We start from the raw sequence: 26,932 nt of genomic DNA, 5'->3' as shown, positions 1-26,932 counted from the left end.
GCGCGGCCCGTCAGGGCCGTTCCCAGCGCCGGGCCCGGTCCACGCACAGCACCACGACGGCCAGCCCGACGACGATGAGCAGGGCACCGAGCAGCGCCGGGGCCGTCGAGGTCAGCAGCCAGCCGCCGAACCCGGCCAGGGCCAGGCCGATCACCCCGGCCACCCCCGTCCACAGCCGGTCCTCGAACGGCCCGCCGCGCCGGCGGTCGCCGAGCAGGGCGCTGGCGATGGCCCCACCGGTCAGGCACAGCGGCAGGAAACCGTCGCCGATGAGCGAACCGGTGGTTCCCGAGCCCCGGCTCAGCAGGAACACCACGCCCCCGAGGACCACCCCGAACGCGATCCCCATGCCGATGGGCCAGCGGATGAACCACCGCTGCAGCTGTTCCATGGTCGCCGATCCTGCCTGATCAGGGACGGTCGACGGGCGTGGGCGGGGTGTCGTCCGGGGTGCCGGCGGACCAGTCGAGGGTGCCCGCCGAGGCATCGGCGTGCCGCACCGGTGGGCGGATGGCCGCCGCGCCGGCGACCACGGCCAGCACCAGACCGAGCAGCGTCACCAGGCCGCCGTTGAGCACCCGGGGCACGGTCGTCGAACCGGGGATGACGCTGACGCCGACGACCACCAGGGCGATCCCGACGACCGCGGCCAGCGCCAGGCCGAGCCGGTCGGCCCGCAGCCGCGCGGAGCGCCGGACCCGCGCCAGGGTCAGCAGCACCGACACCGTGACCAGGCCGGCCGGCAGTACCACCGAGCCCCGCCAGTCGCGTCCGGGACTGCCCAGGGTCAGGTCGAGCGCGGCGACCGCCGCCCCGGCCAGTAGACCGAGGACCGTCGCCGTGAGCACCGGGTGCCGGGCGTACCAGGACGATTCGGTCGGCACCGGGGGTGCCGCTTCGCCGTCCCCGGGTTCTCCCGTCACCGACACCGCACACTCCGATCGCTCGATCGCCGCAGCGCGGGGAACTCTGCGGTCGCCCCCGACGGTACGGCGCGGACGGCCGGAGACGGGCCCGACGGGTCGCCCGAGCGTGCGGAGGAACCAGATGACCGAGCCGCGATCCGACGACCAGGACCCCGAGGTCGCCGACGGGCAGGACCACCGACTGGCCGCCGTCCTGACCGAGCTGCTCGACCGCCGCGCCCCGAACGGCTCGGTGTGCCCCAGCGAGGTCGCCCGAGCCGTCGACACCGACGACTGGCGTGACCTGATGGAACCGGTCCGCGTCATCGCCCGGCGCCTCGTCGCCCGCGGCGAGGCCGAGATCACCCAGCGCGGCATCGTCGTCGACCCCACGGCGGTGACCGGGCCGATCCGGATCCGCCGACCCCGGACACGCGGGTGAGGCCCGGCCGGTTCGACGGGACCCCCGGGGGGTAGAAACAGGGCATGCCTCTCGTCCGTCGCCTGGCCCGCCCGCTGCTCGCCACCGTCTTCGTCGTCGGCGGCATCGACACCCTGCGCCACCCGAAGGCGGTGACCCCGGCCGCCGAGGATGTGGTCAAGCCGGTCGTCGAGAACGTCGACGGGATCCGCAGCACCGAGCAACTCGTCACCATCGACGCGGCCGTCAAGGTGGTGGCCGGTACGGCGCTGGCGTTCGGCTACTTCCCCCGGCTGTCCGCCCTGGCCCTGGCCGGCTCGCTGGTGCCCACCACCATCGCCGGTCACGCGTTCTGGAACGAGCAGGAGCCGGCCGCCCGCGAGCAGCAGCTGCTGCACTTCCTCAAGAACGCCTCGATGCTCGGCGGACTGATCCTGGCGGCGGTCGACACCCACGGCAAGCCGTCGCTGGGCTGGCGGCTGCGGCGGACCCCCGCCGCGGTGAAGCGGTCGGCCAACGAGGCCCGCCTGGAGGCGGCGCTGGCGTCCAAGGACGTCACCCACAGCATCAAGGACGCGGCCACCGCCGTCCGGCACGCCCTGCCCGTCTGACCGTCGGAACTCCGGTCGGCCGGTTCGGGTGACCCGGACCGGCGTACCGGTGTGGGCGGACCTCTCACGGCCTAGGGTGCCGCCAGGGGGTTCACCATGACCGTGAACGGCGACATCCAGGGCCGCGTCCGCGACCGCATCCAGCAGCGCGACGGCTCGGCAGGCTCTGACGGCCGGCCCGGCGGTTCCATCGGCCGCGCCACGGCCGAACGTCTGGCCGTCTCGCTGGCCGATCTGTACGACATCGCCACGGTGAGCGTGCGGCCCCGGTCGCAGCCGTTCGCGCTCCGGCGGATCAGCGAGCACCTCGGGGTGGAGAGCTACCTCGACGCCACCATCGTCAGCGCCCACTGGCCACACTGGCGACACCTGTCGATGTACCGGGCCGTCCGCGCCTACCTCGACGAGCACACCCCGGGCGCCCGCTGGTTCGGACTGCCCAATGTGCCCTACCGCGAGCAGCCCGACCTGATGAACCTGCTGCGCAACGAGGCCGAGGGGCGCATCGAGGAGCCGGCCAACGCCGACTACGCCAGCCTGGCCAACGGGCCGGAGAGCACCGAGGAGGCCGTCTCCTTCGGGATGGTGGCGACCGTCGGGCCGACCGGGGCGCCGGTGGTCATCACCCTGCGCACCGCCTACGTCTCGCACCCGCCGCCCATGGGCATCGACGTGCTGGCCGCCGACCGGGCGGATGCCCGGGCCATGATCGAGCTGCTCGAGGAGACCGTCGACGCCCATGAGGCCGTCCGCGGCCAGGTGGTGTCGTTCAGCGAGTCCGAGACCAACGGCAACGAGCTGGTGTCGTTCCTGCGCCGGCCGGACGTCCCCGCGTCCGACGTCATCCTGCCGCCGGAGGTGCTGCCGGCCATCGAACGGCACGTGCTCGGACCGGCCCAGTACGCCGCGCGTCTGCGGGCCGCCGGCATCCACCTCAAGCGGGGATTGCTGCTGCACGGCCCGCCCGGCACCGGCAAGACCCACATCGTCCGCTATCTGATGGGACGGCTGCGGGAGAGCACCGTCATCGTGCTGACCGGCGTGGGGCTGAAGAACATCGACTACACCGCGGCCCTGGCCCGCCGGCTCGCGCCGACCCTCATCGTCGTCGAGGACGTCGACCTCATCGCCGCCGATCGCAGCACCACCCCGCACGGCAACCCACTGCTGTTCAGCCTGCTCGACGCCATGGACGGCGTGGCCGCCGACGCCGACGTCACGTTCGTGCTGACCACCAACCGGGCCGACATCCTGGAGGAGGCGCTCATCCAGCGGCCCGGCCGGATCGACCTGGCCGTCGAGGTGCCCCGGCCCGACGCCGCCGGACGCCTGGCCCTGGCCCGGCTGTACAGCGGCACCGCGGAGGTGACCGCCGATCTCACGCCGCTGGTGGCGGTGACCGAGGGGGCCACGGCCTCGGCGATCAAGGAGGTGATGCGCCGGGCGGTGCTCGCGGCGTTCACCGCCGATCCCGACGCGGACGAGGCGGCGCCGCTGATCACCGACGCCGTGCTGCGCGGGGTGCTCGACGAGTTCACCCGGCAGCGGGAGGCGCTGAGCCGGGCCGTGCTCGGCGGGCCGGTCGACCCCGACGCCGCATCCGGCCCGGACGGCCAGGCCGACGACTCCGGTCGCCCCGCCGGCTGGCAGTGGGACACGTGCGCCCCGCCCGATCAGGTATGACGAGCCGCGGACCGGGGTGCCGCCCGGGTGACTCCGGGCGCTAGCGTGACCACCGTGCGCACCGAACCCGTCGTGGCGGTCGGGGCCGACGAGACCGTCGGCCCACTGCGGTTGCGGCTGCTGACCGCGGCCAGCACCCGGATGTCCCTCGTCGTGACGGCCGGCGATCCGGCCGCCCCCGAGTACCACGTGTTCGTCCTCGCCGAGGTCCAGCCGGTGCTCGCCCGCGAGGTGTCGGCGACGCCCCTGCGGCAGGCCCTGGACCTGACGGGCCGCCCACCCCGCACCCCCGTCACCCGCGCGACCGCCGGTCCCGGTGACGTCGGCGCCCCGGTGGTCGAGGGTGGCCGGCTGCTCGGCGTCATCGCTCCCGACCGCCCGGAGGAACCGGAGTTCACCGAGGCCGACATGAACCGCGTGCCCGGCGGTGGGGACGGCGCCGCGGCCGCCGGCGAGGGCGCGGACGGCGGCGGACGGCGTCGCCGGTGGTTCGGCCGACGATCCGGGTGACCCGGCAGCGTCCCGGTCCGCCGGCCCGGCCCACCCTGGAGGACGTCGCGGCCGCGGCCGGGGTCTCCCGGTCCACCGCCTCCCGCGCGATCAACGGGGGCCGCCGGGTCAGCCCGGAGGCGCAGGCCGCGGTGGAGGCGGCGGTCCGGCGCCTGGGGTTCGCGCCGAACCGGGCCGCGCGTTCACTGGTCACCGCCCGGGCCGACTCCATCGCCCTGTTGATCGGCGAACCCGACCACCGGGTGGTCGGCGACCCGTTCTTCGCCTCGGCCGTGCAGGGGCTCTCGCAGGCCCTGGACGACACCGACATCCAGTTGCTGCTGCTGATGGCCCGCGACGGCCGGGACGTCGAGCGCACCGCGCGCTACCTGCGCCTGGGCCACATCGACGGCGCCGTGGTCGTCTCCCACCACCGCAACGACCTGCTGGAGCGGAGCCTTGCGCACACGTCGCTGCCGACGGTTTTCGTCGGCCGGCCCTGGGAACTGGCTCTCGACCGGGCCGACCGGCCCGCCACCCAGTGGAGTGACTACGTGGACGTCGACAACCGCCGTGGTGGCCAGCTGGCCACGGCCCACCTGGTGACGGCCGGCCGCCGACGCATCGGCACCATCGCCGGACCGGCCGACATGACGTCCGCGGCCGACCGGCTGCTGGGCTGGCGGGAAGCGCTGGCGGAAGCCGGTCTCCCGCCCGGTCCCGTTGAACACGGCGACTACACGACGCCGGGCGGTGCGGAGGCGGCCGCCCGCCTGCTGGACGCGCACCCGGACGTCGACGCCCTCTTCGTCGCCTCCGACCTGATGGCCGTCGGAGCGCTGGGGGTGCTGCGGGCCCGCGGACGCGACGTCCCCGCCGACGTCGCGGTGGTCGGGTACGACGACGCGGCCATCGCCGCGGCCACCGACCCGCCGCTGACCACGGTGGTCAACCCGGTGGCCGACATGGCCCGGGCGGCCGGAACGGTGCTGCTGGAACGGCTCGGCGTGGCCGACCCCGACGGCGGACCGACCGGCGACCGACCGGTCCGCCGCGACCCGATCATCTTCCCGCCGCGACTGGTGGTCCGGGCGTCGTCGGGGAGCCGGTCGTGACGGCGGGGGACGGCAATGGCTGGGTGCAGTGCGCCCTCGGGCACCGGCACTGGGGTCGCTTCGGGGCGGCCGGGCTGCTCCTACGGCGCACCGACCCGGAGGCGGGGGATGCCGGCCCCACGCAGGTGCTGCTGCAGCACCGGGCGCCGTGGACCGCGCACGGCGACACCTGGGGGCTGGTCGGCGGGGCCCGGGACAGCTTCGAGACCGCCGCGGACGCCGCGGTGCGCGAGGCGCACGAAGAGGCCGGGGTACCGGCCGTCGTCGTCCGGGTCGTCGACGAGCTGGTCGACGATCACGGCGACTGGTCGTACGTGACGGTCATCGCCGAGCTGGTCGCGCCGTTCGTCCCGGTGGCCAACGACGAAAGCCTGGAACTGCGGTGGGTCGCCGAGACGGGTGTCGACCAGCTGGATCTGCATCCCGGGTTCGCCCGGACCTGGCCCAGGCTGCGGAGGCACTGACCGGGGCTGCATACTGCCCGGACAGGGGAGGTGCACGCCGGGGACGGGATCGTCGTCCCGGGTCGGAGCCGCACCGCCCGCCGATGCCAGGAGTTCTCGCGATGACCCCGCCCACCGTCCCGCCGTCCCCGTCCCGGCCGGCGGGCCCCGTCGACACCCCACCCCCGGTCCGGTCCGCGGGCGGCGACGCGCTCGCCCGGACGACGCCGACGGCCGTCACACCCGACGCCGGTCACGGCCGGGGCCCGGCGGCCCGGCTCGGCGCCGGTCTCCTCCCGGCCCGGCGGTTCGGGACGGCGGCCGCCGGATTCGGCCGCGACCTGGCCCGGCACGCGCGGCGCACGCCGGTGACGCTGGTCCTCGTCGCGGTCCTGTGGGTCCTGGCCGGGGTCACCGGCAGCCTGCCGAACGGACCGGACGGCGACACGGAGGCCATGGTCGGCGCCGGGGTCCCGTCCCTGTCCGAGCAACGCTGGTGGACCCTGGCCACCTCCGGGCTGTTCGCCGCCGACCTCATCACCTACGCCGTGGTGACCGTGCTGCTGCTGATCGTCGGCATCGTGTTCGAGCACCGCTGGGGCAGCCTGCGGATGGTGGCCTTCACCCTGCTCGTGCAGGTCGTGGGGACCGCGGTGGGTATCGGCGCGGTCGCGTTGAGCAGCCTGCTGAACTGGGTGTGGCCGCAGTACCTCGCCGAGTTGCTGGCCGTCGGCCCGACGCCGTTGATCGCCGGTCTGCTGACGGCCTACAGCGCCGGGTTGAGCGCCCAGTGGCGCCGCCGCATCCGGGTCGGCGTGCTCACCGTCTGCCTGGTCCTGGTCCTCTACGGCGGCCAGCTGCAGGACGTCCTGCGCTCCGGCGCCGCCCTGGTCGGTCTGCTGGCCGGGGCGCTGCTGCTGCACTCCGGTGAGCGGGCGCGGCAGGTCCGGGTCAGTCGCCGGGAGACCCGCGTGCTGGTCGCGGTGATCGTGGCGGCGACCGCGCTCGGCCCGCTGGTGGTCGCCCTCACCGGGGCGGAGGAGGGGCCGCTGTCGGCCCTGGCCGATCTCTACGTCGGGCAGGCGACGACCGACCCGGGCGGCGGGTTCGTCGGGTTCGTCGCCGATCTGGCCGACTTCTTCATGTCCGTCGTGCCGGCCGTCCTCGTCCTGGTGCTGGCCGCGGGTCTGCGCCGGGGTCGCCGGTTCGCCTGGTGGGCCACCCTGGTCTTCCACCTCGTGCTGTTCGTCGTCGGGGTGCTGTACGCCTTCGACTACTACGACTGGGCCCGGGACCAGGGCGAGCTCAGTGCGGGCGACGACGGATTCAGCTGGGTCGCCTGGCTGGTCCCGCTGGGACTCATCCCGCTACTGGTGGTGGTCCTGCTGCTCGTCACCCGCTCGTCGTTCGGGGTGCGGGCCCCGGTGGACTCCTACCGCAGGCTGGCCGCCTCGGTCGCCGGCGTGCTGACCACGCTGTGGGTACTGTTCGTGCTGGTCGGGGCGGTCCTGGCCGACGAGTTCGACCCCGAGCCCACCGTCGTCCAACTGATCCTGAACTTCCCGATGCGGCTGCTGCCCAACGGCTACCTGTACATCATCGACCCCGGCTTCACCCCCGTCGGGAATCTGGCCCTGCTGGTCACCGACGTGGCCCCGGTGATCACCTGGCTCGTCATCATGGTCGGTCTGCTGCGGTCCTTCACCGCCGCGCGCATCGACACGGCCGTCGAGGACCGGTCCCGGGCCCGGGCCCTGCTCGAGCAGCACGGGATTACCGCCCTGTCCTATCTGACGACCTGGGAGGGCAACTCCTACTGGTTCGACGCCCCGACCCCCGGGCCGGGCCCCGGCCGGGGCGTCGAGGACGGCGCCGCCGTGGCCGCCGGAACGGAACCGGACGCGTTCGTCGCCTACCGGGTCGAAGGAGGCGTCGCCATCACCACCGGCGACCCGGTGTGCCCGCCGGACCGGCTGCCCGCGGTGACCCGGCGGTTCGTCGAGTACTGCGCCGCCCAGGGCTGGACACCGTGCCTGTACTCGACCACCGAGGCGGTCCGCGAGATCACCGACGGGTTCGGCTGGGCGTCGCTGCAGGTGGCGGAGGAGACGGTGCTGCCCCTGGGCGCGCTCGCCTTCTCGGGCAAGAAGTTCCAGGACATCCGGACGTCCATCAGCCGGGCGGGCAAGAGCGGCATCGTGGGGGAGTGGCTGCGCTATCCCGACGCGCCCCTGGCCATCCGCGACCAGATCCAGGCCATCTCCGAGGAGTGGGTGTCCGACAAGGCGCTGCCCGAGATGGGTTTCACCCTGGGTGGTCTCGACGAACTCGACGACCCGGCCGTGCGGGTGCTCATCGCCGTGGACGGCGAGCGCACCGTCCACGGGGTGACCAGCTGGATGCCCTGCCACCGCGACGGACAGGTGGTTGGCTGGACGCTGGACTTCATGCGCCGCCGCAGTGAGGGGTTCAAGGGCGTCATGGAGTTCCTCATCGGCACCGCCGCGCTCGACCTGCAGAAGGAGGGCGCGGAGTTCCTGTCGCTGTCCGGGGCCCCGCTGGCCCAGGCCAACCCCGACCCGGAACAGCAGGGCGTGCAACGGCTGCTCGAGATGCTCGGCAAGACGATGGAACCGGTGTACGGCTTCCGTTCCCTGCTGCGGTTCAAGGCCAAGTTCCAGCCCGTCTACCGGCCGATGTACCTGTGCTTCCCGGAGGCCGCCGTGCTGCCGCGGATCGGCCTCGGCATCACCCACGCCTACCTGCCGGACATGACCATGCGACAGACGGTGCGGATGATGGGTCAGCTCACCTGACCCGACGGTGGGCCCGGGGTCGGCTACGTCAGCCGACCGGGTTGCCCGATCTCACCGACGGACACCGTGGGGTCTCTCACAGCCCCGAATGGACGAATGCTCTTCGTCGCTCCGCGGTCATGCGTCAGAATCAATCTCTCCCGCTTGTGGGAGACGAGTGACCTGTGGCAACGAAGCCGAGGTGCCATCCGCCCCCTTCCGCGGACCCCGGCCGCCACCCCGGCGTCAGGAGGTCCGTGGACCGCGCAGAAGAGGTGAGCCCCATGTCCGGTTCCGACACCCAGTCCGTCACCACGACGAGCAGCGTCCTGGTCGGCAACCCCCGTCGCACCCGCGGTCTGGACGAGAGCATGCTCCGCGCCTCCGCTCCGGAGCAGGTCCTGGTCGGGAACCCGCGGCGCATCCGCGGTCTGTGATCCCGGCCCGCGAGGGCTTTTCGAACCGGCTCGGCGCCCTGCGCCGGGCCGGTTCTTCTCGTTGGGGGCCGGGGATGTCGACCGTGGTGCGAGTCCCGGGCCCGGCGACCGTTTTCGGGTGGGTTGCCCCGCGGTGGTACTTGTCTCCCGACCCTCCGTCGCGGCCCGGTGACCCCTAGCATCTGGGGCCATGACCTCTTCCGGCCTGCAGCAGGCTCGCGATCTGATGACCTCCGCCGGGGTCCACCCCCAGGCCATTGCCGTGTTCGCCCACTCGTACGAGGTGCTGGCGTCCGGCGAGACCGGTCTGCTGGCCGAGACCGACCTGGAGCCGGTCACCGACCTGCCGCGGCTCGCCGACCTGACCACCGATCCCGAGCAGGAGGCCGCGGCCCTGGCCGCCACCGCCGTGGTCAAGCTCAACGGCGGCCTCGGCACCTCGATGGGCATGGACAAGGCCAAGTCGCTGCTGGAGGTGCGGCCCGGCTATTCGTTCCTGGACGTCATCGCCCGCCAGGTGATCGCCCTGCGGCGGCGGTACGACGTGCCGCTGCCCGTCATCTTCATGAATTCGTTCCGGACGTCGGCCGACACCCTGGCCGCCCTGGCCGCGCACCCCGACCTGCCCGTCGACGGGCTCCCCCTGGAGTTCCTGCAGAACCGCGAGCCCAAGCTGCTGTCCACCGATCTCACCCCGGTGCAGTGGCCGGCCGACCCCGACCTCGAATGGTGCCCGCCGGGACACGGCGACATCTACACCGCGCTGTCGGCGTCCGGCCTGCTGCAGACCCTGCTCGACCAGGGCTACCGCTACCTGTTCGTCTCCAATGCCGACAACCTCGGCGCCCGCCCCGACCCCCGGCTGGCCGCCTGGTTCGCCGGGTCCGGTGCCCCGTTCGCGTCCGAGCAGTGCCGCCGCACCGCCGCCGACCGCAAGGGTGGCCACCTGGCCCGCCGGATCGCGGACGGCCAACTGGTGCTCCGCGAGTCCGCGCAGACCCGCCCCGAGGACGAGGCCGCCTTCGCCGATGTCGACCGGCACCAGTACTTCAACTGCAACAACCTCTGGCTGAACCTGGCCGCGTTGGCCGACCTGCTGGAGGAAACGCAGGGCGTGCTCGGCCTGCCGATCCTGCGGAACGTCAAGACGGTCGACCCGACCGACCCGACCAGCCCGGAGGTCATCCAGATCGAGACGGCCATGGGCTCGGCCATCGGCGTCATCCCCGGGGCGACCGCCATCGAGGTGTCCCGGTCGCGGTTCCTGCCGGTGAAGGCGACCAGCGACCTGCTGGTCCTGCGCTCGGACGCGTACGAGATGGCCGACGACGCCGAGATCCGGCTGGTCCCGGAGCGGACCGCCGCCCCGCTGGTCGACCTGGACAAGCCCTACAAGCTGGTCGGCGACTTCGACGCCCGGTTCCCGCAGGGCGCGCCGTCACTGATCGCGGCCGACTCGCTGACCGTCAAGGGCGACTGGACGTTCGGCGCGGACGTCACCGTCGTCGGCACCGTCGTGCTGGACCCGCCCGCGGACGGCGCCGGGACCATCCCGGACGGCACCCGGCTGTCCTGACGTCCCGGAGGCCAGCGCGACCAGCCGCGCGGCCTTCAGCTCCGTCTCGGCCCACTCGTCGTCCTCGTCGGACCCCCAGGTGATCCCGGCCCCGGTGCCGAAGTGCAACCGGGCCGGGTCACGGGGGTCCGCACCCGCCAGGTCACCGGTCGTGAAGAAGCCGCGGATGCCGACGGCCAGGCGGGCCCGGCCCCGGTCGGCGTCGACGTAGCCGATCGTGCCGCAGTAGGGGCCGCGGGCCACCGGCTCCAACCGGTCGATCACCCGCAGGGCGCTGCTCTTGGGCGCCCCGCTGACCGACCCCGGCGGGAAGGTGGCGCGCAGCAGCTGCCCCCACCCCACCCCGGGCCGGAGGGTCGCAGTGACCGTGGACACCAGATGTGCCAGGCCCGGATGCTCCTCGCGGTGCAGCAGCGCGGTCACCCGCACACTGCCCGGTCGGGCCACCCGGCCCAGGTCGTTGCGCATCAGGTCGGTGATCATTACGTTCTCCGGACCGTCCTTGGCCGCGAACGGCTGCCCGGGACCGGCCGTGCCCTTGATCGGGCTGGAGGTCACCTGGTCGCCGTCCCGCTCCAGGAACAGCTCGGGGGAGGCGGTCACCAGCCACCGGTCCGGCAGCCGCAGCACCCCCTCGTACGGGGCCGGGTTCCCGGCGGCCAGCACCTCGGCCAGGGCCAGCGGGTCCGCGCCAGGCGGCAACGGCGCCGACAGCAGCCGGCAGAGATTGACCTGATAGACGTCACCGGCGGCGATCGACTCCCGGATCGCGCGGACCCCGGCCCGGTAGGCCGGGCCGTTCAGCGAGCTGCGCCAGGCGTCGGCCGCCGGGCCGGTCCACGGGCCGATGGACCGGGGCCGGGGACCCCGGCGGACCGTCGCGAAGCGGTGGCCCCACAGTGGTCCCTCGAACTCGCCGACCACCGCCCACCAGCCGCCGTCGTCCAGCACGTCCGGGTCGGCGCGCAGGTCCACCGTCTGCACCAGATCGGTCGCCCACCGCCCGTCGAACCAGGCGAACGCCGCAGCGGCGTTCCCGGGGGCGGCGCGGGACACGGGCATGGTCAGCAGGGTAGGGCGCGACCCGATCCCGACGGACCGGTCGGGCCCCGGCTGCACCGTGACGGGGGGTGCCGCGTTCCATACTGTCCGGGTGAGTTCCGATCGCGGCGAGCGGGCCCCCGCCGGCTGGACCCCCCCGACCACCGTCTCCTCGACCGTCGTCTACCGCAACAACTGGATGACCGTGCGGGAGGACCGGCTGCGGCTGACGGACGGGTCCGAGACCATCTACGGCGTCGTCGACAAGTCCGACTACGCGATCGTCGTCGCCGAGCAGGACGGCGGCTTCCACCTCGTCGAACAGTTCCGGTACGCCATCGGCCGTCGCAGCTGGGAGTTCCCGATGGGCACCTGGCCGGCCGGGTCGGCCGGGGCCAGCACCGGCACGCCGCTGGAGCTCGCCCAAGCCGAACTGGTCGAGGAGACCGGCCTCACCGCCGAGCGGTGGCGTCCGCTGGGCACCCTGCACGGGGCCCTCGGGTTCTGCTCCCAGTCGTTCTCCGTCTTCCACGCCACCGAACTGCACGCCGGCCCGCACCGCCGCGAGGAGTCCGAGGCGGACATGGTCCACCGGCTGGTCGGAGAGGACGAGTTCCGCGCGATGATCCGGGCCGGCGAGATCGTCGACGGCTCCACCATCGCCGCCTACGGGTTGCTGCGCCTGGAGCTGCACCGGTGAGCGAACGGTCCGTCCCGGACACCGACCGCATCTGGACGGTGCCGAACCTGCTGTCCTTCGCCCGGCTCGCCGGCATCCCGCTGTTCCTGTGGCTGCTGCTCGGCCCGCGCGAGTACGGCTGGGCCTTCGTCGTCCTCGCGGTCTCGGCGATCACCGACTGGCTGGACGGCAAGCTGGCCCGGCTGCTCGGCCAGTACAGTCGGCTCGGCGAGCTGCTGGACCCGGCGGCGGACCGGCTCTACATCCTGGCCACCCTGATCGGGTTCGTCCTGGTGGACCTGCTGCCGTGGTGGGTGGCCGCGCTGATCATCGGTCGTGACGTCCTGCTGTTCTGCACGCTGCCGATCCTGCGCCCCCGGGGTTACACCGCCCTGCCGGTCCATTACGTCGGTAAGGCCGCCACCTTCGTCCTGCTGTACGGGCTGCCCATGCTGCTGCTGGCGGCCGCGTTCGAATCGATCCGTCCCTGGGTCACGCCGCTGGCCTACGGGCTGATCGGGTGGGGGACCGTGCTGTACCTGTTCGCCGGCGGCATCTACCTGGTGCAGCTGCGCTGGGTGGTGCGGCACGTGCCCCGCCGGGCGGCCCATGGCTGACCGACCGCCCGCCGACCCGTCCGACCTGCCCGTCCCGTCCACGCCGCCCGACGCGCCGGCCGGCCCGGGTGTCCCGGACGCCGGTGCCGCCGGATCCGCCACGTACCGGGATCGCTGGTCGGACGGGGCGACGACGGTCCGGCGGACCGCGGTTCCGTCCCTGCTGCAGGTGCTGGACGGCGACCACCTCGACCCCGGCTACGCCCAGGCCGCCCGCCGACGGGGCGGCACGGCCCCCACCGGGGTGGGGCGCACCCGGGTGCGGGTGGTGGCCGTGGTGGGCCTGCTCGTCGCCGGCCTGCTGTTCGGCATCGCCGCGTCCACCACCGACGCCAACGAGTCGCGGACGTCGAGCACCCGCACCGCCCTGCTCGACGACATCGACCGGGCCCAGGTCCGGCAGACCGAGCTGGGGGCGGCGGCGACCTCGCTGGCCGACGAGATCCGCGCCGCCCAGTCCGCCCTCGGCGTCGCCGGCCCGTTGGTCACCGTCAGCGAACTGGAGTTCGCCGGCGGCGGGACCGCGGTCCACGGTCCTGGTGTCCGGGTCATCCTCGACCAGGCGCCGGGTGCGGCGACCGGGTCGGGCGGCGGCGGCATCCTCGATCGGGACATCCAGCTGCTGGTCAACGACCTGTGGGCGGCCGGCGCCGAGGCCGTCTCGGTCGGCGGGATCCGTCTGCGGCCGACCAGTGCCATCCGGCAGGCGGGTCAGTCGATCCTGGTCGACAACCGACCGACGTTCTGGCCGCTGGAGATCGACGCCGTCGGCGACGCGGCGGCCATGCAGGTCGACCTGGTGTCCTCCACGGCGGTCGGCCGGTTCACCTCGTTCAGCCAGCTGTACGGCATCCGGTTCGAGCTCACCACGCAGCCCGACCTGACGATCCCCGCGGGCGGGGGCCCGGACCCCCGTTACGCCTCCGCTCCGTCCAGCCCGACAACCGCCCCGTCATCGACCAGCCCGACACCGACCGCCCCGTCTGCGACCGCTCCGGCGACGCCGACGTCCTGAGCGGTCGGGCTCGCGAAAGCCCTGCCGGTGACCCGCCTGTCGGTCGCGGCGCACGCCCCGGATGTGGTTCGGTAGGGGCGTGTACGCGGTCCTGGCCCTGATCGTCGGTGTCGTCGTCGGTCTGGTCTTCCGCCCGACGGTGCCTGACTGGCTCTCCCCCTATCTGCCCATCGCGGTGGTCGCCGCACTCGATGCCGTCTTCGGCGGCGTGCGGGCCCGCTTCGACCACATCTTCGACCCCAAGGTCTTCACGGTGTCGTTCATCGCCAACGTGCTGGTGGCCGCGTTCATCGTGTTCCTCGGTGATCAGCTCGGGGTCGGCACGCAGCTGTCCACCGCCGTGGTGGTCGTCCTCGGCATCCGGATCTTCGGCAACGCGGCGGCCATCCGCCGGCACATCTTCAAGGCCTGACCGTGGGTGCCCCCACCGATGTCCCGGGGCCCGACCCGGGTGCTGCGCCCGGAGAACCGGCGAGCCCGGCTCCGCGGCGCCGCCCGCCCCGACCGGCCGGCCCCGGGATCAAGGTCGTCGTCGCCGTGCTGTGCGCCCTGCTCGGCTTCGCCCTCGTGCTGCAGGTCCGCCGCACCGCGTCCGGCGACACGCTGGCCACCGCGCGCCCCGACGACCTGGTGCAGATCCTGGACGGGTTGCAACGTCGCGAGGACGAGCTGAACGGTGAGATCGGGGACCTGCGCGACACGCTGACCCGGCTCCGGTCCAGTGGGGCGTCGTCGGCCGAGGCGCTGTCCGAGGCGCAGCGGCAGGCGGCCGCGCTCGGCATCCTCACCGGTACCGTCCCGGCCGCGGGGCCCGGGGTGCGCATCGTCATCGACGATCCGAACGGCACGGTGCCCCCCGAGGTCCTGCTGGACGCCATCCAGGAACTGCGCAACGCCGGGGGCGAGGCGTTCCAGGTCGGGTCCGTCCGGATCGGCGTCAACTCGGCGTTCACCGGCGGCCGCGGCGCGATCACCCTCGACGGCATCGCGCTGCAGTCCCCGTACACGGTGCTGGCGATCGGGGATCCGCCGACGTTGACCGCCGCGCTGTCGATCGCCGGCGGGGTGCTGGACACGGTGCGCCGGGCCGGCGGGACCATGGAGGTCACCCAGTCCGACGACGTCCGCATCGACGCGGTCCGCGCCGTCCTCACCCCGCAGTACGCCCAGCCGACCACCGGCTGACCGGGGCGGTGCCCGACCGGGGTCGACCGCGGTGGGATCGACCGGCCGCGCCGATCCGGCACATCCCCGTGTCGGCCCGGGGGTCACGGACCCGCGGGGGCTGCTCGTGCGAGGATTCCTGCGTGATCCCCGACGACCTTCGGTACAGCACGGACCACGAGTGGATCCGTCATCTGGCCGACACCGAGAACACCGACGGCACCCCGGTGGTGCGGGTCGGCATCACCGACTACGCGCAGAACTCCCTGGGCGACATCGTGTTCGTCCAGATGCCCGAGCCGGGCACCACCGTCGAGGTCGGCGACGCCATCGGCGAGGTGGAGTCGACCAAGTCGGTCTCCGACATCTTCGCCCCGGTCGCCGGAACGGTGGTGACCCGCAACGACGCGCTCGACGGCAGTCCGGAGCTGGTCAACAGCGACCCGTACGGCGACGGCTGGATGGTCGAGATCGAACTGTCGCAGCCGGACCAGCTGGGCGACCTGCTGGACGCCGCCGGTTACGCCGGCACCATCGGCGAGAACTGACCGGGCGCCTCGTCGGCCCGGTGGGTGCGGTCGGTCCCGTTCGACCCGGGTCGCCCGGGCCTGCGGCGGCGGGCGCGGGCACGGTACGGTCGTTCCCACGAGCGACGACTCGTCGACGCTGGGTGGTGGATTCGCCGGGGGTCGACCCGTGCGCTCGACGATGGCGATGACAGGTAGTGGGTTACGGATGAGGGAGTTTCGGTGACACAGAGCGAGCGCGGTTCCGGAGCATCCGACTCGACGTCGATCTTCGCGGGTGGGTTGTTCAACACCACCGAGACCCCGGCCGACCCCGGGGTTGACCAGGCCGACGCCGGCACCGACGTCATCGGCGAGGGTGTGGGCGATCTGTCCGCCGGGGCGGCCCTGCTGGTCGTCAAGCGGGGCCCGAACGCCGGCTCCCGTTTCGTCCTCGACCGGGACAAGACCACGGCCGGCCGGCACCCGGAGAGCGACATCTTCCTGGACGACGTCACGGTGTCCCGTCGGCACGCCGAGTTCCGGCGCGGCAGCGACGGGTTCGAGGTCGCCGACATCGGCTCGCTGAACGGCACCTACGTCAACCGCGAGCCGGTCGAGGTGTCGCCGCTGACCAACGGTGACGAGGTCCAGATCGGCAAGTTCCGGTTGGTCTTCCTGTCCGGGGACCAGGCCGCCGGCGCCACCGACTCATGACGGCGGCGGGTCTGCCGAACGGTTCGACGGGGGCGGTCCGGCGCACGGCGACGACCCGTCCCCTGCGCTCGGCCGACTCCGCCGGTGGACCGCGCCTGTCTCCGCCGAACGATCCACCGGGAACCACAGCCATGGCCAACGGCACGCCACGGGAGCCCCGTCTGTCGATCGGGGCCGTGCTGACCCGCCTGCAGGCCGATTTCCCGGACGTCACCCTGTCCAAGATCCGGTACTGGGAGACCGAGGGTCTGGTCACCCCGCACCGCAAGCCGTCGGGCTACCGCGAGTACAGCGAACGCGATGTCGAGCGCCTGCGCTTCGTGATGTCGGCCCAGCGGGACCGGTACCTGCCGTTGAAGGTCATCCGGGACGAGCTCGAGGCCCTGGACCGCGGCGAGGAACCCCAGCTGCCGGCGCCGCGGATGCCGATGGCCGCCGTCCTGGCGACCGACGGCCCGGCGCCCGACGACTTCGTCGTGACCCGGGGTACCGCTCCGGTGCGGGTCGACCGGTCGGATCTGTTGACCACCAGCGGGCTGGACGCCACCGCCCTGGCCGAGCTGGAGCACTTCGGGCTCGTCAAGGCCGGCCCGGGGGGCTGGTTCGACGCCGACGCCGTGCTGACCGCCCGGATCGCCGCCGAGCTCATCGCCGCGGGGCTGGAGGCCCGGCACCTGCGCTCCTTCCGGACGGCCGCCGACCGTGAGGTCGACACCATCCGGCAGCTGGTCGGCCCACAGGCGCGGCAGCGTGACCCCGACGCCCGGGAGCGGGCCGCCGCGGAGGCGCACCGGCTGGCCGCGACGATCCTGCGTCTGCACGCGCTGCTCGTGAAGTCCGGTCTGGCGCGGGATCTCGGTCCCTGACGATCTTGGCGCCCGCCGGCGTGGGCCGCGGGACGTGTAGCTTTCCAGGGTGAGGGAGAAAGGCACACCGACATGATCGAGATGCGCATCGTCGGGGTCCGGGTCGAGATGCCCACCCAACAGCCGATCCTGATGCTGACCGAGGTGAACGGTCCCCGCAGCCTGCCCATCCTCATCGGGTCGGCGGAGGCGGCGGCGATCGCCATGCACCAGCAGGGCGTGCGTCCGCCCCGCCCGCTCACCCACGACCTGCTCGGCCAGGTGATCACGGCGCTCGGCCGGTCGCTGGTGCAGGTGCGGGTCGTCGACTTCCGCGAGGGCACTTTCTTCGGCGAGCTGGCCTTCGACGACGGCACCACCGTCTCGGCCCGGCCGTCGGACGCCGTCGCGCTGGCCGTGCGGGTGGAGATCCCGGTCTTCGTGGCCGAGGAGGTGCTGGCCGAGGCGGGCATCATCGTGCCCGAGGACGAGCCCGACGCCGCGGCCACCGCCGATGCCGAGGACGTCACCGAGGAGCCGGGGGACGCCGAGGACGAGGTCGAACGGTTCCGGGAGTTCCTGGACTCGGTGTCCCCGGACGACTTCGGCGGTCAGAAGCCCTGATCGCGGCCACGCCGCGCCCGCACACCGGGCCGGTCCGTCACCCGCTGTCGCGGCGGCCGTCCGGCTCCGGCCAGGACACGCCCGTTCGAGACGTTGACCCGCACCCGGGCCCCGCTTACCGTCAGACCGGAACTTGCGTCCATGTGATTCGCATGTGGGACGCGCGCGATCGGGGACGGTCAGGCGCGAGCAGTCAGCGGTAGCCGGCGCACGACCGGCTCGGAACAAGGGAGCGGCGATGCCCGACCAGGAGCAGGGCGCTCTCTTTCCGAACGCCGCGTTACCCGACGAGTCGGCCGGTTACCGCGGGCCGACGGCCTGCCAGGCGGCAGGCATCACCTACCGCCAGTTGGACTACTGGGCGCGGACCGATCTGGTCGTCCCCACCGTCCGGGGCGCCAAGGGGTCGGGCAGCCAGCGGCTGTACTCGTTCAAGGACATCCTGGTGCTCAAGGTGGTCAAGCGGCTGCTGGACACCGGTGTCTCGTTACAGAACATCCGGGTCGCGGTCGAGCACCTGCGGGCCCGCGGTGTGGACGACCTGGCCGGGGTGACGCTGTTCTCCGACGGCACCACCGTCTACGAGTGCACCTCGCCCGAGGAGATCGTCGACCTCCTGCAGGGCGGGCAGGGCGTGTTCGGGATCGCCGTCGGTGGCACCATGCGCGAGATCACCGGCACGCTGGCCGAGTTCCCGGTCGAGCGGGTCGAGGGTGACCTCGTCGTCCCGGTGGCCGCGGCCGACGAACTGTCCCAGCGTCGCCAGGCCCGCAACGCCGGCTGATCCGCCGGTTCTCCCTTCGCTCACCCCGTCCGCGCCTCGGCGCCGGCGGGGTGTTGTCGTCTCTTCGTGGTCGTTCCCGGCGGGTTGCCGGACCGGCGACGCCGGATGCGGCGACGCCGGTCGACGTGTCCGACGCCGGGGGAGTTCGTCGACGCCGATCAATGGCCGACTTCTGTGGCGTGTTCGGCGCTTTCGGCCACCTTCATCAGCGTCGGCGGACGTGACCAGCGCGGCCGGCCACCCACCCTGCGCGGCTGTCGTTAGCCGAGGTAATTTGGTAAACTAATGACATGACCACTATCGCGCCGCTCGCCCCGGCCCCGCCGACCGCCGAGGATCCGTCCCTGGGCACCGTCGGCACGCTGCGGGCGGCCGTCCTGGTGCTGTCGCGGCGGCTGCGCCACCAGGTCGGCGCGCAAGCGGCGGCCACCGGAGGTGTGGATGCCGAGGTGTCGTCGACCGAGGTGGCCGTCCTCGCCCGGATCCGGCGGTGCGCACCGGTGACCCCGTCCGATCTGGCCCGCGCCGAGCATCTGCGTCCGCCGTCGATGACGGCGATCCTGGAGCGCCTCGCCCAGCTCGACCTCGTCCGCCGGGAACCCCACCCGCACGACGGACGGCGGGTGCTGGTCAGCCTCACCCCCGAAGGCCTGGCCTTCCTCGAACGGACCCGCGAGGTCCGCACCCGGTGGCTGGCCGGACAGTTCGACCAGCTCGACGCCGCCGACCAGGCCGCGCTGACCGCCGCCGCCGGCGCACTCGCCCGATTGGCGGAACTGCCGTGACTGTCCTGTCCCACCTGCACGTGAACTCGCACGCGCCCTTCCTGCACCTCCACCGTGACCCCGACGACCCGGACCGCGGCGCTCCGGGGCCGACCGGACCCGCCGAGCGCCCCCGCACGTTCGCCGCCCTGCACATCCGGAACTACCGGCTGTTCTTCACCGGCCAGGTCGTCTCGAACACCGGCACCTGGATGCAGCGCATCGCGCAGGACTGGCTTGTCCTGTCGCTGACCAACTCGCCGCTGGCCGTCGGTATCACCACCGCCCTGCAGTTCCTGCCGATGCTGTTGTTCGGCCTGTGGGGCGGTCTGCTGGCCGACCGCTACCCCAAGCGCCGGCTGCTGCTCATCACCCAGAGCGCCATGCTGCTGCTCGCTGCCGCACTGGCGGTGCTGACGGTGACCGGAGCCGTGCAGGTCTGGCACGTCTACGTCATCGCCGCCGGTCTCGGGCTGGCCACCGTGGTCGACAACCCGGCGCGGCAGACGTTCGTCAACGAGATGGTCCCGCACGAGCTGGTCCGCAACGCGGTCAGCCTGAATTCCGGCAACTTCCAGCTGGCTCGGATGCTCGGCCCGGCCGTCGCCGGCGTGCTGATCAGTGCGGTCGGCATCGGCTCGGCGTTCGTGCTCAACGCGATCAGCTACGTCGCCGTCCTCACCGCGCTGGCCATGATGCGACCGGCCGAGCTGCTGCCGTCGCCGCTGGTCAGCCGGGCCAAGGGTCAGCTGCGGGAGGGCCTGCGGTACGTCCGGCGGACCCCGGCGCTGCTCTGGCCGGTGGTGCTGGTGTTCTTCATCGGGACGTTCGGCTACAACTTCGCGATCATCCTGTCCGCCTACACCAAGGACGTGTTCGTCTCCGGGGCCGATCTCTACGGCCTGCTCAACACCGCCATCGCGGTCGGGTCGGTGGCGGGTGCGCTGATGGCCGCCCGCCGGTCGACCGCCCGGTTGGCCCTGTTGTTCGGGGTGGCCGCCGCTGTCGGGCTGGCTCTCGTGGTGCTCGGCCTCACCCCCTGGTTCTGGCCGTTCGTCGCCCTGCTGGTGGTCGTCGGGTTCGTGTCGGTCACGTTCAACACGCTGGGCAACTCCACCGTGCAGCTGGCCAGCGACCCGGAGCTGCGGGGTCGGGTGATGAGCCTGTACATGCTGGTCTTCATGGGCGGCACCCCGATCGGCTCGCTGGTCGTCGGCTGGATCACCGAGAGCTGGGGCGCCCCGATCGCGCTGATCATCTCCGGGGCCATCTGCCTGGTCGCCACGCTCATCGCCGGGCTGCTGGCGCTGCGGGGGGCCGGGTTGGCCGTCCGTCCCGCCGTCCGGTCGCTGTGGGCGGGCCCGGCGGGGGCCGGCCCGGCGGCGGTCTCCGTCCCATCCGTACGGGTGGCCGAGCGGGTCTGACCGGCATGTCCGGTTGACCCGACCGACCGGGGCGCCGGACCCGTGAGAACGGCCACCTCGCGCCCGATGGACCGGCAACGCCGCAGGTCCGGCCTGTAGCATCGGTGTGTCGACGACCCTCCACGGGAGAGCTCGGACCGACCCGGCCCCGGCCGGTGCGGGACGACGCCGAAGGAGCAAGCCCTCCCCGCCACACTCACAGGCCACCGAACCGTGGGGGACAGACACCTCTGGAAAGAGGACCGCGCTCGCTGTTCAGCAGCCGGTCCCGCCGAAGGGGCAAGCCGGTCCGCCGGCGGAAGCTCTCAGGCACCGATGACAGAGGGGGAGGACTCGGGTCACCTCGACCGACCATGCCGACGATCGGCACGGCGAGCGGCGGCGGTCCGACGTCCCACGCCGGGGCGCCCGCGTCCCGGTGGCACCGCCCCCGTCCGTCGGTCCCTCGGGAGGTCCCATGTCCACCTCGTCCGTCCCCGGCCCGTCCCATTCCGGCCCGGTGGCCGAGCGGTCGGCCGTCTTCGCTGATCGCCACATCGGCCCTGACGCTGGCGGTCTCGACACCCTGCTGCGCGTGCTCGGCCAGCCCGATCTCGATGCCCTGGAGAAGGCGGCCGTCCCGGCCGCGGTCCGCAACGACCGCCCGCTCGAGCTGCCGGAGGCTGCCTCCGAGGCGGCCACGCTGACCGAGCTGCGGGCCATCGCCGCCCGCAACCGGCCGGCCGTGTCCATGATCGGCCTGGGCTACCACGACACCATCACCCCCGGCGTCATCCAGCGGAACGTGCTGGAGAGCCCGGCCTGGTACACCGCCTACACGCCGTACCAGCCGGAGATCTCGCAGGGCCGGCTGGAGGCGCTGCTGAACTTCCAGACCGCGGTCACCGACCTCACCGGCCTGGACATCGCCAACGCCTCGATGCTCGACGAGGGCACCGCCGCGGCCGAAGCCATGACGCTCATCAAGCGCACCGCCCGGTCCAAGTCGTCCCGGTTCGTCGTCGACGCCGACACCCTGCCGCAGACCCTGGCCGTGCTGCGCACGCGGGCCGAACCGGTCGGCATCGAACTGGTCGTGGCCGACCTGTCGAACGGGCTGGAGTCGCTGCCGGTGGGCGACTTCTTCGGTCTGCTGCTGTCCTACCCCGGAGCTTCCGGCGCGGTGCGCGACCACCGCCAGGTCATCGCCGCCGCCCACGAGCGCGAGGCCAAGGTCGTCGTGGCCACCGACCTGCTGGCCCTGACCCTGCTCACCCCGCCCGGTGAGGTCGGCGCCGACGTCGCCGTCGGATCGGCGCAGCGCTTCGGGGTGCCGCTGGGCTTCGGCGGCCCGCACGCCGGGTTCATCGCCGTCCGCTCCGAGCTGCAGCGGCAGCTGCCCGGCCGGCTGGTCGGAGTCTCCAAGGACAGCCACGGCACCACCGCCTTCCGGCTCGCCCTGCAGACCCGCGAGCAGCACATCCGCCGCGAGAAGGCCACGTCGAACATCTGCACCGCGCAGGTGCTGCTGGCCGTCATGGCCTCGATGTACGCCGTCTACCACGGGCCGGACGGGCTCAAGCGGATCGCCGAACGGGTGCGGAAGCATGCGCTGTGGCTGGCGTCGACGCTGCAGCACGGGGGGATCGCCGTCGAGCACGAGCTGTTCTTCGATACCGTTCGCGCCGCCGTTCCTGGACGGGCCCGGGAGGTGGTCGCCGCAGCGCGCGAGCGGGGCATCCACCTGTGGGCGGACGGCGACCACGTCCAGATCAGCATCTCCGAGGCCACGACCGGCGAGCACCTTGCTGCGGTCGTCGAGTCCTTCGGCTTGCAGGCGGGTTTCGCCGCCTACGCACCGCTGATGCCTCAGTGGGCCGAGCGCACCTCGGAGTACCTGACCCATCCGGTGTTCCACGCCCACCGCAGCGAGACATCGATGCTGCGCTACCTGCGCCGGTTGTCGGACTCCGACCTGGCGCTGGACCGCACGATGATCCCGCTGGGCTCGTGCACGATGAAGCTCAACGCGACGACCGAGATGGCCGCGGTGACCTGGCCGGAGTTTGCCGGGCTACACCCGTTCGCCCCGATCGAGGACGCTGCCGGCTACCTCGAGCTGATCGATCAGCTGTCGTCCTGGCTGTGTGAGGTCACCGGGTACGCCGCGGTGTCGCTGCAACCCAACGCCGGCTCGCAGGGCGAGCTGGCCGGGCTGCTGGCCATCCGCGGCTATCACCGCTCCCGCGGCGACGAGGGCCGCACCGTCTGCCTCATCCCGGCGTCCGCGCACGGCACCAATGCGGCGTCGGCGGTGATGGCCGGCATGTCCGTCGTCGTGGTCAAAACGGCGACGACGGGCGACATTGATATGGCCGACCTGCGGGCCAAGGTGGAGCAGCACGCCGACCGGCTGGCCGCGATCATGATCACCTACCCGTCGACGCACGGCGTGTTCGAGGAGACGGTCACCGAGCTGTCCGACCTGGTGCACGCGGCCGGCGGTCAGGTCTACGTGGATGGCGCCAACCTCAACGCGCTGGTCGGGGTGGGCCGGCCCGGGGTGTTCGGCGGCGACGTCTCGCACCTGAACCTGCACAAGACGTTCTGCATCCCGCACGGCGGCGGCGGCCCGGGTGTCGGCCCGGTCGCGGTGGCCGCGCACCTGGCCCCGTTCCTGCCCAACCACCCGATGGTCGCGCAGGCCGGGCCGGAGACCGGCATCGGCGCGATCGCGGCGGCGCCGTTCGGCTCGGCGTCGATCCTGCCGATCAGCTGGGCGTACATCCGCATGATGGGCCCGGACGGGCTCCGGCGGGCCACGCTCACCGCGATCGCGTCGGCCAACTACATCGCCCGGCGGCTGCAGGAGCACTACCCGGTGCTGTACACGGGCGCCGGCGGCTACGTCGCCCACGAGTGCATCCTCGACCTGCGGCCGATCACCGCGGCGACCGGCGTCACCGTCGACGACGTGGCCAAGCGCTTGGCGGACTACGGGTTCCACGCCCCGACGATGTCGTTCCCGGTGGCCGGCACGCTGATGGTCGAGCCGACCGAGAGCGAGGACGTCGCCGAGATCGACCGCTTCATCGACGCGATGATCGCGATCAAGGGCGAGATCGACCGGGTCGCGGCGGGGGAGTGGGATGTCGCCGACAGCCCGCTGCGGGGCGCCCCGCACACGGCGGCCGAGCTGGCCGCCGACTGGGAGCGGCCGTACAGCCGCACCGAGGCGGTCTTCCCGGCCGGGGTGTCGCCGGCGCACAAGTACTTCCCGCCGGTGGGTCGCATCGACGGGGCGTACGGGGACCGGAACCTGATGTGCTCCTGCCCCAGTCCGGAGGCGTACGCCTGAGCTTCCCGGCTGCCAAGGGGGGTTCTGCTCGCTGAGCGGGAAGAACCCCCCTCGGTGTGGGCTCACACCCGCGCCGCCCAGGCCGGGTCGTGCCCCATCCAGGCGGCTAGCCGGTCGGTGGCCGGGGCGTCGACGGGCACGTCGACGACCGGCCCGAACGGGATGTTCTCGCGCCCCTCGGCGGGGATGCGCTGCCGCGCGACATCCAGGACGGCGGCGGCGAGCTCCTGGTCGAGCAGGTCGACGCGACCGGTGACCGCGACGAGATCCCAGCTGTGCACGAGGAACTCGCCGATGTAGCTGCCGATGGCCGCACCGGCCGGCACGGTGCCGAACGGCGCGATGACCGTCCGACCGAGGTCGACTCCGGGGAGTACGGCGAGCAGCTCCTCCCGGCCGGTCGCCCACTGCCGGTCGTAGTCCTCGTCGGCGACGACGGTGACGTGCGGGACGGCGTCGAACCGGCCGCCGGACAGGACGATGGCGACCCGCCGGATGACGGTGAGCAGGTGGCCGCGCAGGGTGCGGACGTCGAACTCGGCGCACGGGGTGGGGCGGTCGAGATGGTCCGGTCCGACGGTGCCCTGTACGGCGTCGGCGATCTCGATGGCGCGCTGCAGGGCCGGACGGGGATCGGTGGGGGCGGGGCTGGTCATGATCGCGGTCTCCTTCGTCTCGCCCGCTCTGGGCGATGCCGCCACCCTGTCCGCAATACCTGACACCTTGTGTCAGGTATTGATCGCATACTTCCCGGGTGCGCGCGGACCGGTTGCTGACGATCATGCTGCTGCTGCGCACCCACGCCCGGCTGACCGCGGCCGAGCTGGCCGGCCGCCTGGAGGTGTCGGAGCGGACGGTGCTGCGCGACGTGGAAGCGCTGTCGTCCGCCGGCGTCCCGGTGTACGCCGAACGGGGTCGGCACGGCGGGTTCGCGCTGCTGCCCGGCTTCCGGGCCGACGTCACCGGGCTCGCCGACACCGAGGCACAGGTGTTGTTCGCCTACCTGGGCCTGGACACCTTCGGCGATCTCGGTCTGTCGCGTGAGGTGCGGTCGGCCCTGCACAAGCTGGCCGCGAGCGCGCCGGACCGGCTGGCCGCACCGGCCGGGCGGCTCCGCGACGTGGTGCACGTCGACCGACGACGCTGGTTCGCCGAACCGGACGACATCACCCACCTCCCCGCGTTGCGGCGCGCAGCCACCGAGCGTCGCCGGGTGCGGCTGGCCTACCGCTCCCCGCGCGACGACGAGCCGGTGACCCGCATGGTCGATCCGCTCGGCCTGGTCGAGAACGGCAACCGCTGGTACCTGGTCGGCTACCACCGCGGTGAGCCCCGGACCTGGCGGCTGGCCCGCGTCCGTCGGCTGCAGGTCCTCGACGAGCCGGCCCGGCTACCGCCCGACGCTCGGCTGGTCGCCGTCTGGGACGAGCTGCGGCACCGTTTCGAGTCGTCGCCGGGACCGGCGGCCACGGTGCACCTGCGGGTGCGGGCGTCGGCCGAGGCGACCGTCCGGACGGCGCTGCAACCGTTGCTCGCCGCCGGGGAACTGAGGGTCCGGCACCGAGAGGGCCCAGCGGACGACACGGGGACGGTCGAGCTGAGCGGCGACTTCCGGCTGGCCCGGGCCGTCATCGGGGTGTGCCTCGGGCTGGCCGACGACGTCGAGATCACCGGGCCGGCGGATCTGCGTGCGCGGGCGGCGATGACGGCGGCGACAGCCGCCCGGCGCTATCAGGGGCCGGGCGCCGAACCGCCCGCATCGCCATCACCCGGGCGGTCCGGACCGGATTCCGCGGATCGGCCTACCGTGGGGTGATGAGCCCGCGGCTCACCGGCCGCGTCGTGGGCGCGCTGGTGCTGCTGGTGACGATGGTCGTCGCCACCGCACTCCCGGCTGCCCTGAGCGGGCCGCGCATCGCCGGTCGCGGAGTTCCGGGCGATCTGCCCGGGGTGCCGCGGGTCGGGTCCTGCCTGTGGGGCACGGTCCCCCGGGGCGGTGACGGACCGGCCGACGCGGTCACCGTGCCGCTGTCCGCCGGCCGGGCCGCGACCGGCAGTGGGGACGGGGTCGCCCCGAACGTCGACCGGGGCGCGGTGGTGCTCGGCGCCTGTGACGGCGCGGTGGCCGGGGAGGTCGTCCTGGTCGTCCGCCGGGCCGACCCGCCGTCGACGGCGCCGGGAACCCCGTGGCCGGCCGGGTCCGCGCCGGTGCTGGACTGCCGGTCCGCGGCCGCCACCTACGTCGGGGTCGACCGGCTGACCCGGACCCACCCCGACCTGTTCACCGACCCGGGATCGGCCGATCCGGCCACCTCCCCGGCGGACCAGGCGGCGGTCCACTGGGTCCCGGCCATCGGCCTGGGGTTCCGCTGGTTGCAGCCGGGGCCGTTGCAGCGTGCGGCTGGTCGGGACTGGCTGGCCTGCGCGGTGACCCCGAGCCTCTCGGCGTCGTACTACTCGGGGCGGGTGGCGGCCGCGATCTCCGACGGACCGTTGCCCCTGCCGTACGGGCTGTGCTGGACGGGGGCGGGAGTGTCGGCCGGGATGGACTTCGTCAGCTGCGGCGTGCCGCACCGCTCGGAGATGCTGGCCACCGGCCGGACCGGTCCGCTCGTCACGTCCTCGACGGACATCCGGACGTCGTGTGACCGGGTGGCCGCGGCCATGACCGGTCGGACGGTCGCCGACCTGGCGGCCGTCGGTGTCCGGTCGCGCGTCGGACCGGAGGCCCTGGACGCCCGGCTGCAGCGTGGCCACCGGAGCCTGGACATCACCTGCTACCTGACCACCGATGTTCCGGACGGTGCGGACGGCGCCGCGGGGTCGCCGGTGCTGACCGGCAGTCTGATCGGAGTCGGGTCGTCGTCCCTACCGCTCGCCCCGGGCTGATGCCGGCCCCCGCCTGCCTGGGGGTGGCGGGCGGTGCGGGACGATCGCGTG

27 protein-coding genes, 1 pseudogene and 2 riboswitches are annotated in these 26,932 nt (G+C 73.2%); of the genes and pseudogenes, 24 read left to right on the top strand and 4 right to left on the bottom strand.

Annotation, left to right across the window (positions count from 1 at the left end; genetic code table 11):
• Window positions 1-10: 10 nt before the first annotated feature.
• A complete protein-coding gene (locus FDO65_RS21530; RefSeq protein WP_137451815.1) occupies window positions 11-391 on the bottom strand; it encodes a DUF4175 domain-containing protein in 381 nt (126 codons plus the stop codon).
• 19 nt (window positions 392-410) lie between these two features.
• On the bottom strand, window positions 411-884 hold the full coding sequence (locus tag FDO65_RS21525; protein ID WP_137451814.1) for a hypothetical protein: 474 nt from the start codon (window positions 882-884) through the stop codon (window positions 411-413).
• A gap of 163 nt (window positions 885-1,047) precedes the next feature.
• On the opposite strand from FDO65_RS21525, the gene FDO65_RS21520 reads away from it, so the two are divergent.
• From FDO65_RS21520 to FDO65_RS21485, 9 genes are all read left to right on the top strand, one after another.
• Window positions 1,048-1,347, top strand: a complete 300-nt coding sequence (locus tag FDO65_RS21520) for a DUF3253 domain-containing protein (protein ID WP_137451813.1) — start codon at window positions 1,048-1,050, stop codon at window positions 1,345-1,347.
• A gap of 44 nt (window positions 1,348-1,391) precedes the next feature.
• Window positions 1,392-1,937 (top strand): DoxX family protein, encoded by a 546-nt coding sequence (locus FDO65_RS21515; RefSeq protein ID WP_137451812.1) that lies wholly within the window; start codon window positions 1,392-1,394, stop codon window positions 1,935-1,937.
• 96 nt (window positions 1,938-2,033) lie between these two features.
• A complete protein-coding gene (locus FDO65_RS21510) occupies window positions 2,034-3,620 on the top strand; it encodes an AAA family ATPase (RefSeq protein WP_137451811.1) in 1,587 nt (528 codons plus the stop codon).
• Window positions 3,621-3,674: 54 nt separating this feature from the next.
• A complete protein-coding gene (locus FDO65_RS21505) occupies window positions 3,675-4,130 on the top strand; it encodes a hypothetical protein (protein WP_137451810.1) in 456 nt (151 codons plus the stop codon).
• On the top strand, window positions 4,127-5,224 hold the full coding sequence (locus tag FDO65_RS21500) for a LacI family DNA-binding transcriptional regulator (protein ID WP_240757806.1): 1,098 nt from the start codon (window positions 4,127-4,129) through the stop codon (window positions 5,222-5,224). The genes FDO65_RS21505 and FDO65_RS21500 overlap by 4 nt, the downstream gene beginning before the upstream one ends.
• Window positions 5,221-5,688, top strand: coding sequence for an NUDIX domain-containing protein (locus FDO65_RS21495; RefSeq protein WP_137451809.1), 468 nt, complete (start codon window positions 5,221-5,223; stop codon window positions 5,686-5,688). The genes FDO65_RS21500 and FDO65_RS21495 overlap by 4 nt, the downstream gene beginning before the upstream one ends.
• A gap of 101 nt (window positions 5,689-5,789) precedes the next feature.
• Entirely contained in the window at window positions 5,790-8,483 is a 2,694-nt protein-coding gene (locus FDO65_RS21490) for a rhomboid family intramembrane serine protease (protein ID WP_137451808.1), read from the top strand.
• A gap of 263 nt (window positions 8,484-8,746) precedes the next feature.
• A complete protein-coding gene (locus FDO65_RS22365; RefSeq protein ID WP_166442337.1) occupies window positions 8,747-8,899 on the top strand; it encodes a hypothetical protein in 153 nt (50 codons plus the stop codon).
• A gap of 190 nt (window positions 8,900-9,089) precedes the next feature.
• Window positions 9,090-10,475 carry a UTP--glucose-1-phosphate uridylyltransferase gene (locus FDO65_RS21485; RefSeq protein WP_205850233.1) on the top strand — a complete coding sequence of 462 codons (1,386 nt, stop codon included), beginning with the start codon at window positions 9,090-9,092 and terminating at the stop codon, window positions 10,473-10,475.
• Here the strand turns inward: FDO65_RS21485 and FDO65_RS21480 are convergent.
• Window positions 10,443-11,537 (bottom strand): annotated as a pseudogene (locus tag FDO65_RS21480) (chorismate-binding protein); the annotation flags it as partial. The gene FDO65_RS21485 and the pseudogene FDO65_RS21480 sit on opposite strands and share 33 nt — an antisense overlap.
• 178 nt (window positions 11,538-11,715) lie before the next feature.
• On the opposite strand from FDO65_RS21480, the gene FDO65_RS21475 reads away from it, so the two are divergent.
• The 13 genes from FDO65_RS21475 (at window position 11,716) to gcvP (ending at window position 23,992) form a co-directional block, all read left to right on the top strand.
• Entirely contained in the window at window positions 11,716-12,216 is a 501-nt protein-coding gene (locus tag FDO65_RS21475; protein ID WP_137451843.1) for an NUDIX domain-containing protein, read from the top strand.
• Window positions 12,213-12,812, top strand: coding sequence for a cardiolipin synthase ClsA (gene clsA / locus FDO65_RS21470; protein ID WP_137451806.1), 600 nt, complete (start codon window positions 12,213-12,215; stop codon window positions 12,810-12,812). Before FDO65_RS21475 ends, clsA begins: the two co-directional genes overlap by 4 nt.
• A complete protein-coding gene (locus tag FDO65_RS21465) occupies window positions 12,805-13,827 on the top strand; it encodes a DUF881 domain-containing protein (protein ID WP_137451805.1) in 1,023 nt (340 codons plus the stop codon). The genes clsA and FDO65_RS21465 overlap by 8 nt, the downstream gene beginning before the upstream one ends.
• A gap of 61 nt (window positions 13,828-13,888) precedes the next feature.
• A complete protein-coding gene (locus FDO65_RS21460; protein ID WP_137451804.1) occupies window positions 13,889-14,239 on the top strand; it encodes a small basic family protein in 351 nt (116 codons plus the stop codon).
• A 2-nt stretch (window positions 14,240-14,241) separates the two neighbouring features.
• A complete protein-coding gene (locus FDO65_RS21455; RefSeq protein WP_240757803.1) occupies window positions 14,242-15,012 on the top strand; it encodes a DUF881 domain-containing protein in 771 nt (256 codons plus the stop codon).
• 122 nt (window positions 15,013-15,134) lie between these two features.
• Window positions 15,135-15,539, top strand: coding sequence for a glycine cleavage system protein GcvH (gcvH, locus tag FDO65_RS21450; protein WP_137451802.1), 405 nt, complete (start codon window positions 15,135-15,137; stop codon window positions 15,537-15,539).
• 201 nt (window positions 15,540-15,740) lie between these two features.
• Window positions 15,741-16,214: an FHA domain-containing protein gene (locus FDO65_RS21445; protein ID WP_205850230.1), complete on the top strand. Its 474-nt coding sequence runs from the start codon at window positions 15,741-15,743 to the stop codon at window positions 16,212-16,214.
• A 131-nt stretch (window positions 16,215-16,345) separates the two neighbouring features.
• A complete protein-coding gene (ftsR, locus tag FDO65_RS21440) occupies window positions 16,346-17,080 on the top strand; it encodes a transcriptional regulator FtsR (RefSeq protein ID WP_137451801.1) in 735 nt (244 codons plus the stop codon).
• 72 nt (window positions 17,081-17,152) lie between these two features.
• Entirely contained in the window at window positions 17,153-17,683 is a 531-nt protein-coding gene (locus FDO65_RS21435) for a bifunctional nuclease family protein (RefSeq protein ID WP_137451800.1), read from the top strand.
• Window positions 17,684-17,921: 238 nt separating this feature from the next.
• Window positions 17,922-18,467: a MerR family transcriptional regulator gene (locus FDO65_RS21430; protein ID WP_137451799.1), complete on the top strand. Its 546-nt coding sequence runs from the start codon at window positions 17,922-17,924 to the stop codon at window positions 18,465-18,467.
• A gap of 290 nt (window positions 18,468-18,757) precedes the next feature.
• The gene (locus FDO65_RS21425; RefSeq protein WP_137451798.1) at window positions 18,758-19,252 is read left to right on the top strand and encodes a MarR family winged helix-turn-helix transcriptional regulator; all 495 of its coding nucleotides are present in this window, start codon (window positions 18,758-18,760) and stop codon (window positions 19,250-19,252) included.
• Entirely contained in the window at window positions 19,249-20,655 is a 1,407-nt protein-coding gene (locus FDO65_RS21420; RefSeq protein ID WP_240757801.1) for an MFS transporter, read from the top strand. The genes FDO65_RS21425 and FDO65_RS21420 overlap by 4 nt, the downstream gene beginning before the upstream one ends.
• Before the next feature lie 113 nt (window positions 20,656-20,768).
• Window positions 20,769-20,879, top strand: a riboswitch (glycine riboswitch).
• A riboswitch (glycine riboswitch) is annotated at window positions 20,880-20,987 on the top strand.
• A gap of 125 nt (window positions 20,988-21,112) precedes the next feature.
• Window positions 21,113-23,992 carry an aminomethyl-transferring glycine dehydrogenase gene (gcvP, locus tag FDO65_RS21415; protein WP_137451797.1) on the top strand — a complete coding sequence of 960 codons (2,880 nt, stop codon included), beginning with the start codon at window positions 21,113-21,115 and terminating at the stop codon, window positions 23,990-23,992.
• Window positions 23,993-24,054: 62 nt separating this feature from the next.
• Here the strand turns inward: gcvP and FDO65_RS21410 are convergent, their stop codons facing one another.
• Entirely contained in the window at window positions 24,055-24,648 is a 594-nt protein-coding gene (locus tag FDO65_RS21410; protein WP_137451796.1) for a TIGR03086 family metal-binding protein, read from the bottom strand.
• A 98-nt stretch (window positions 24,649-24,746) separates the two neighbouring features.
• Here FDO65_RS21410 and FDO65_RS21405 point away from each other — a divergent pair, with 98 nt between their 5' ends.
• Both FDO65_RS21405 and FDO65_RS21400 read left to right on the top strand, forming a co-directional pair.
• Entirely contained in the window at window positions 24,747-25,808 is a 1,062-nt protein-coding gene (locus tag FDO65_RS21405; RefSeq protein ID WP_137451795.1) for a helix-turn-helix transcriptional regulator, read from the top strand.
• Complete coding sequence (locus tag FDO65_RS21400; protein ID WP_137451794.1) at window positions 25,808-26,881, top strand: hypothetical protein; 1,074 nt, start codon at window positions 25,808-25,810, stop codon at window positions 26,879-26,881. Before FDO65_RS21405 ends, FDO65_RS21400 begins: the two co-directional genes overlap by 1 nt.
• The last annotated feature ends 51 nt before the right edge of the window (window positions 26,882-26,932 follow it).

Source organism: Nakamurella flava, assembly GCF_005298075.1.
Lineage (GTDB): Bacteria > Actinomycetota > Actinomycetes > Mycobacteriales > Nakamurellaceae > Nakamurella > Nakamurella flava.
The sequence above is the reverse complement of the archived record's forward strand: the minus strand, read 5'-3'. Positions and strand labels throughout refer to the sequence as shown.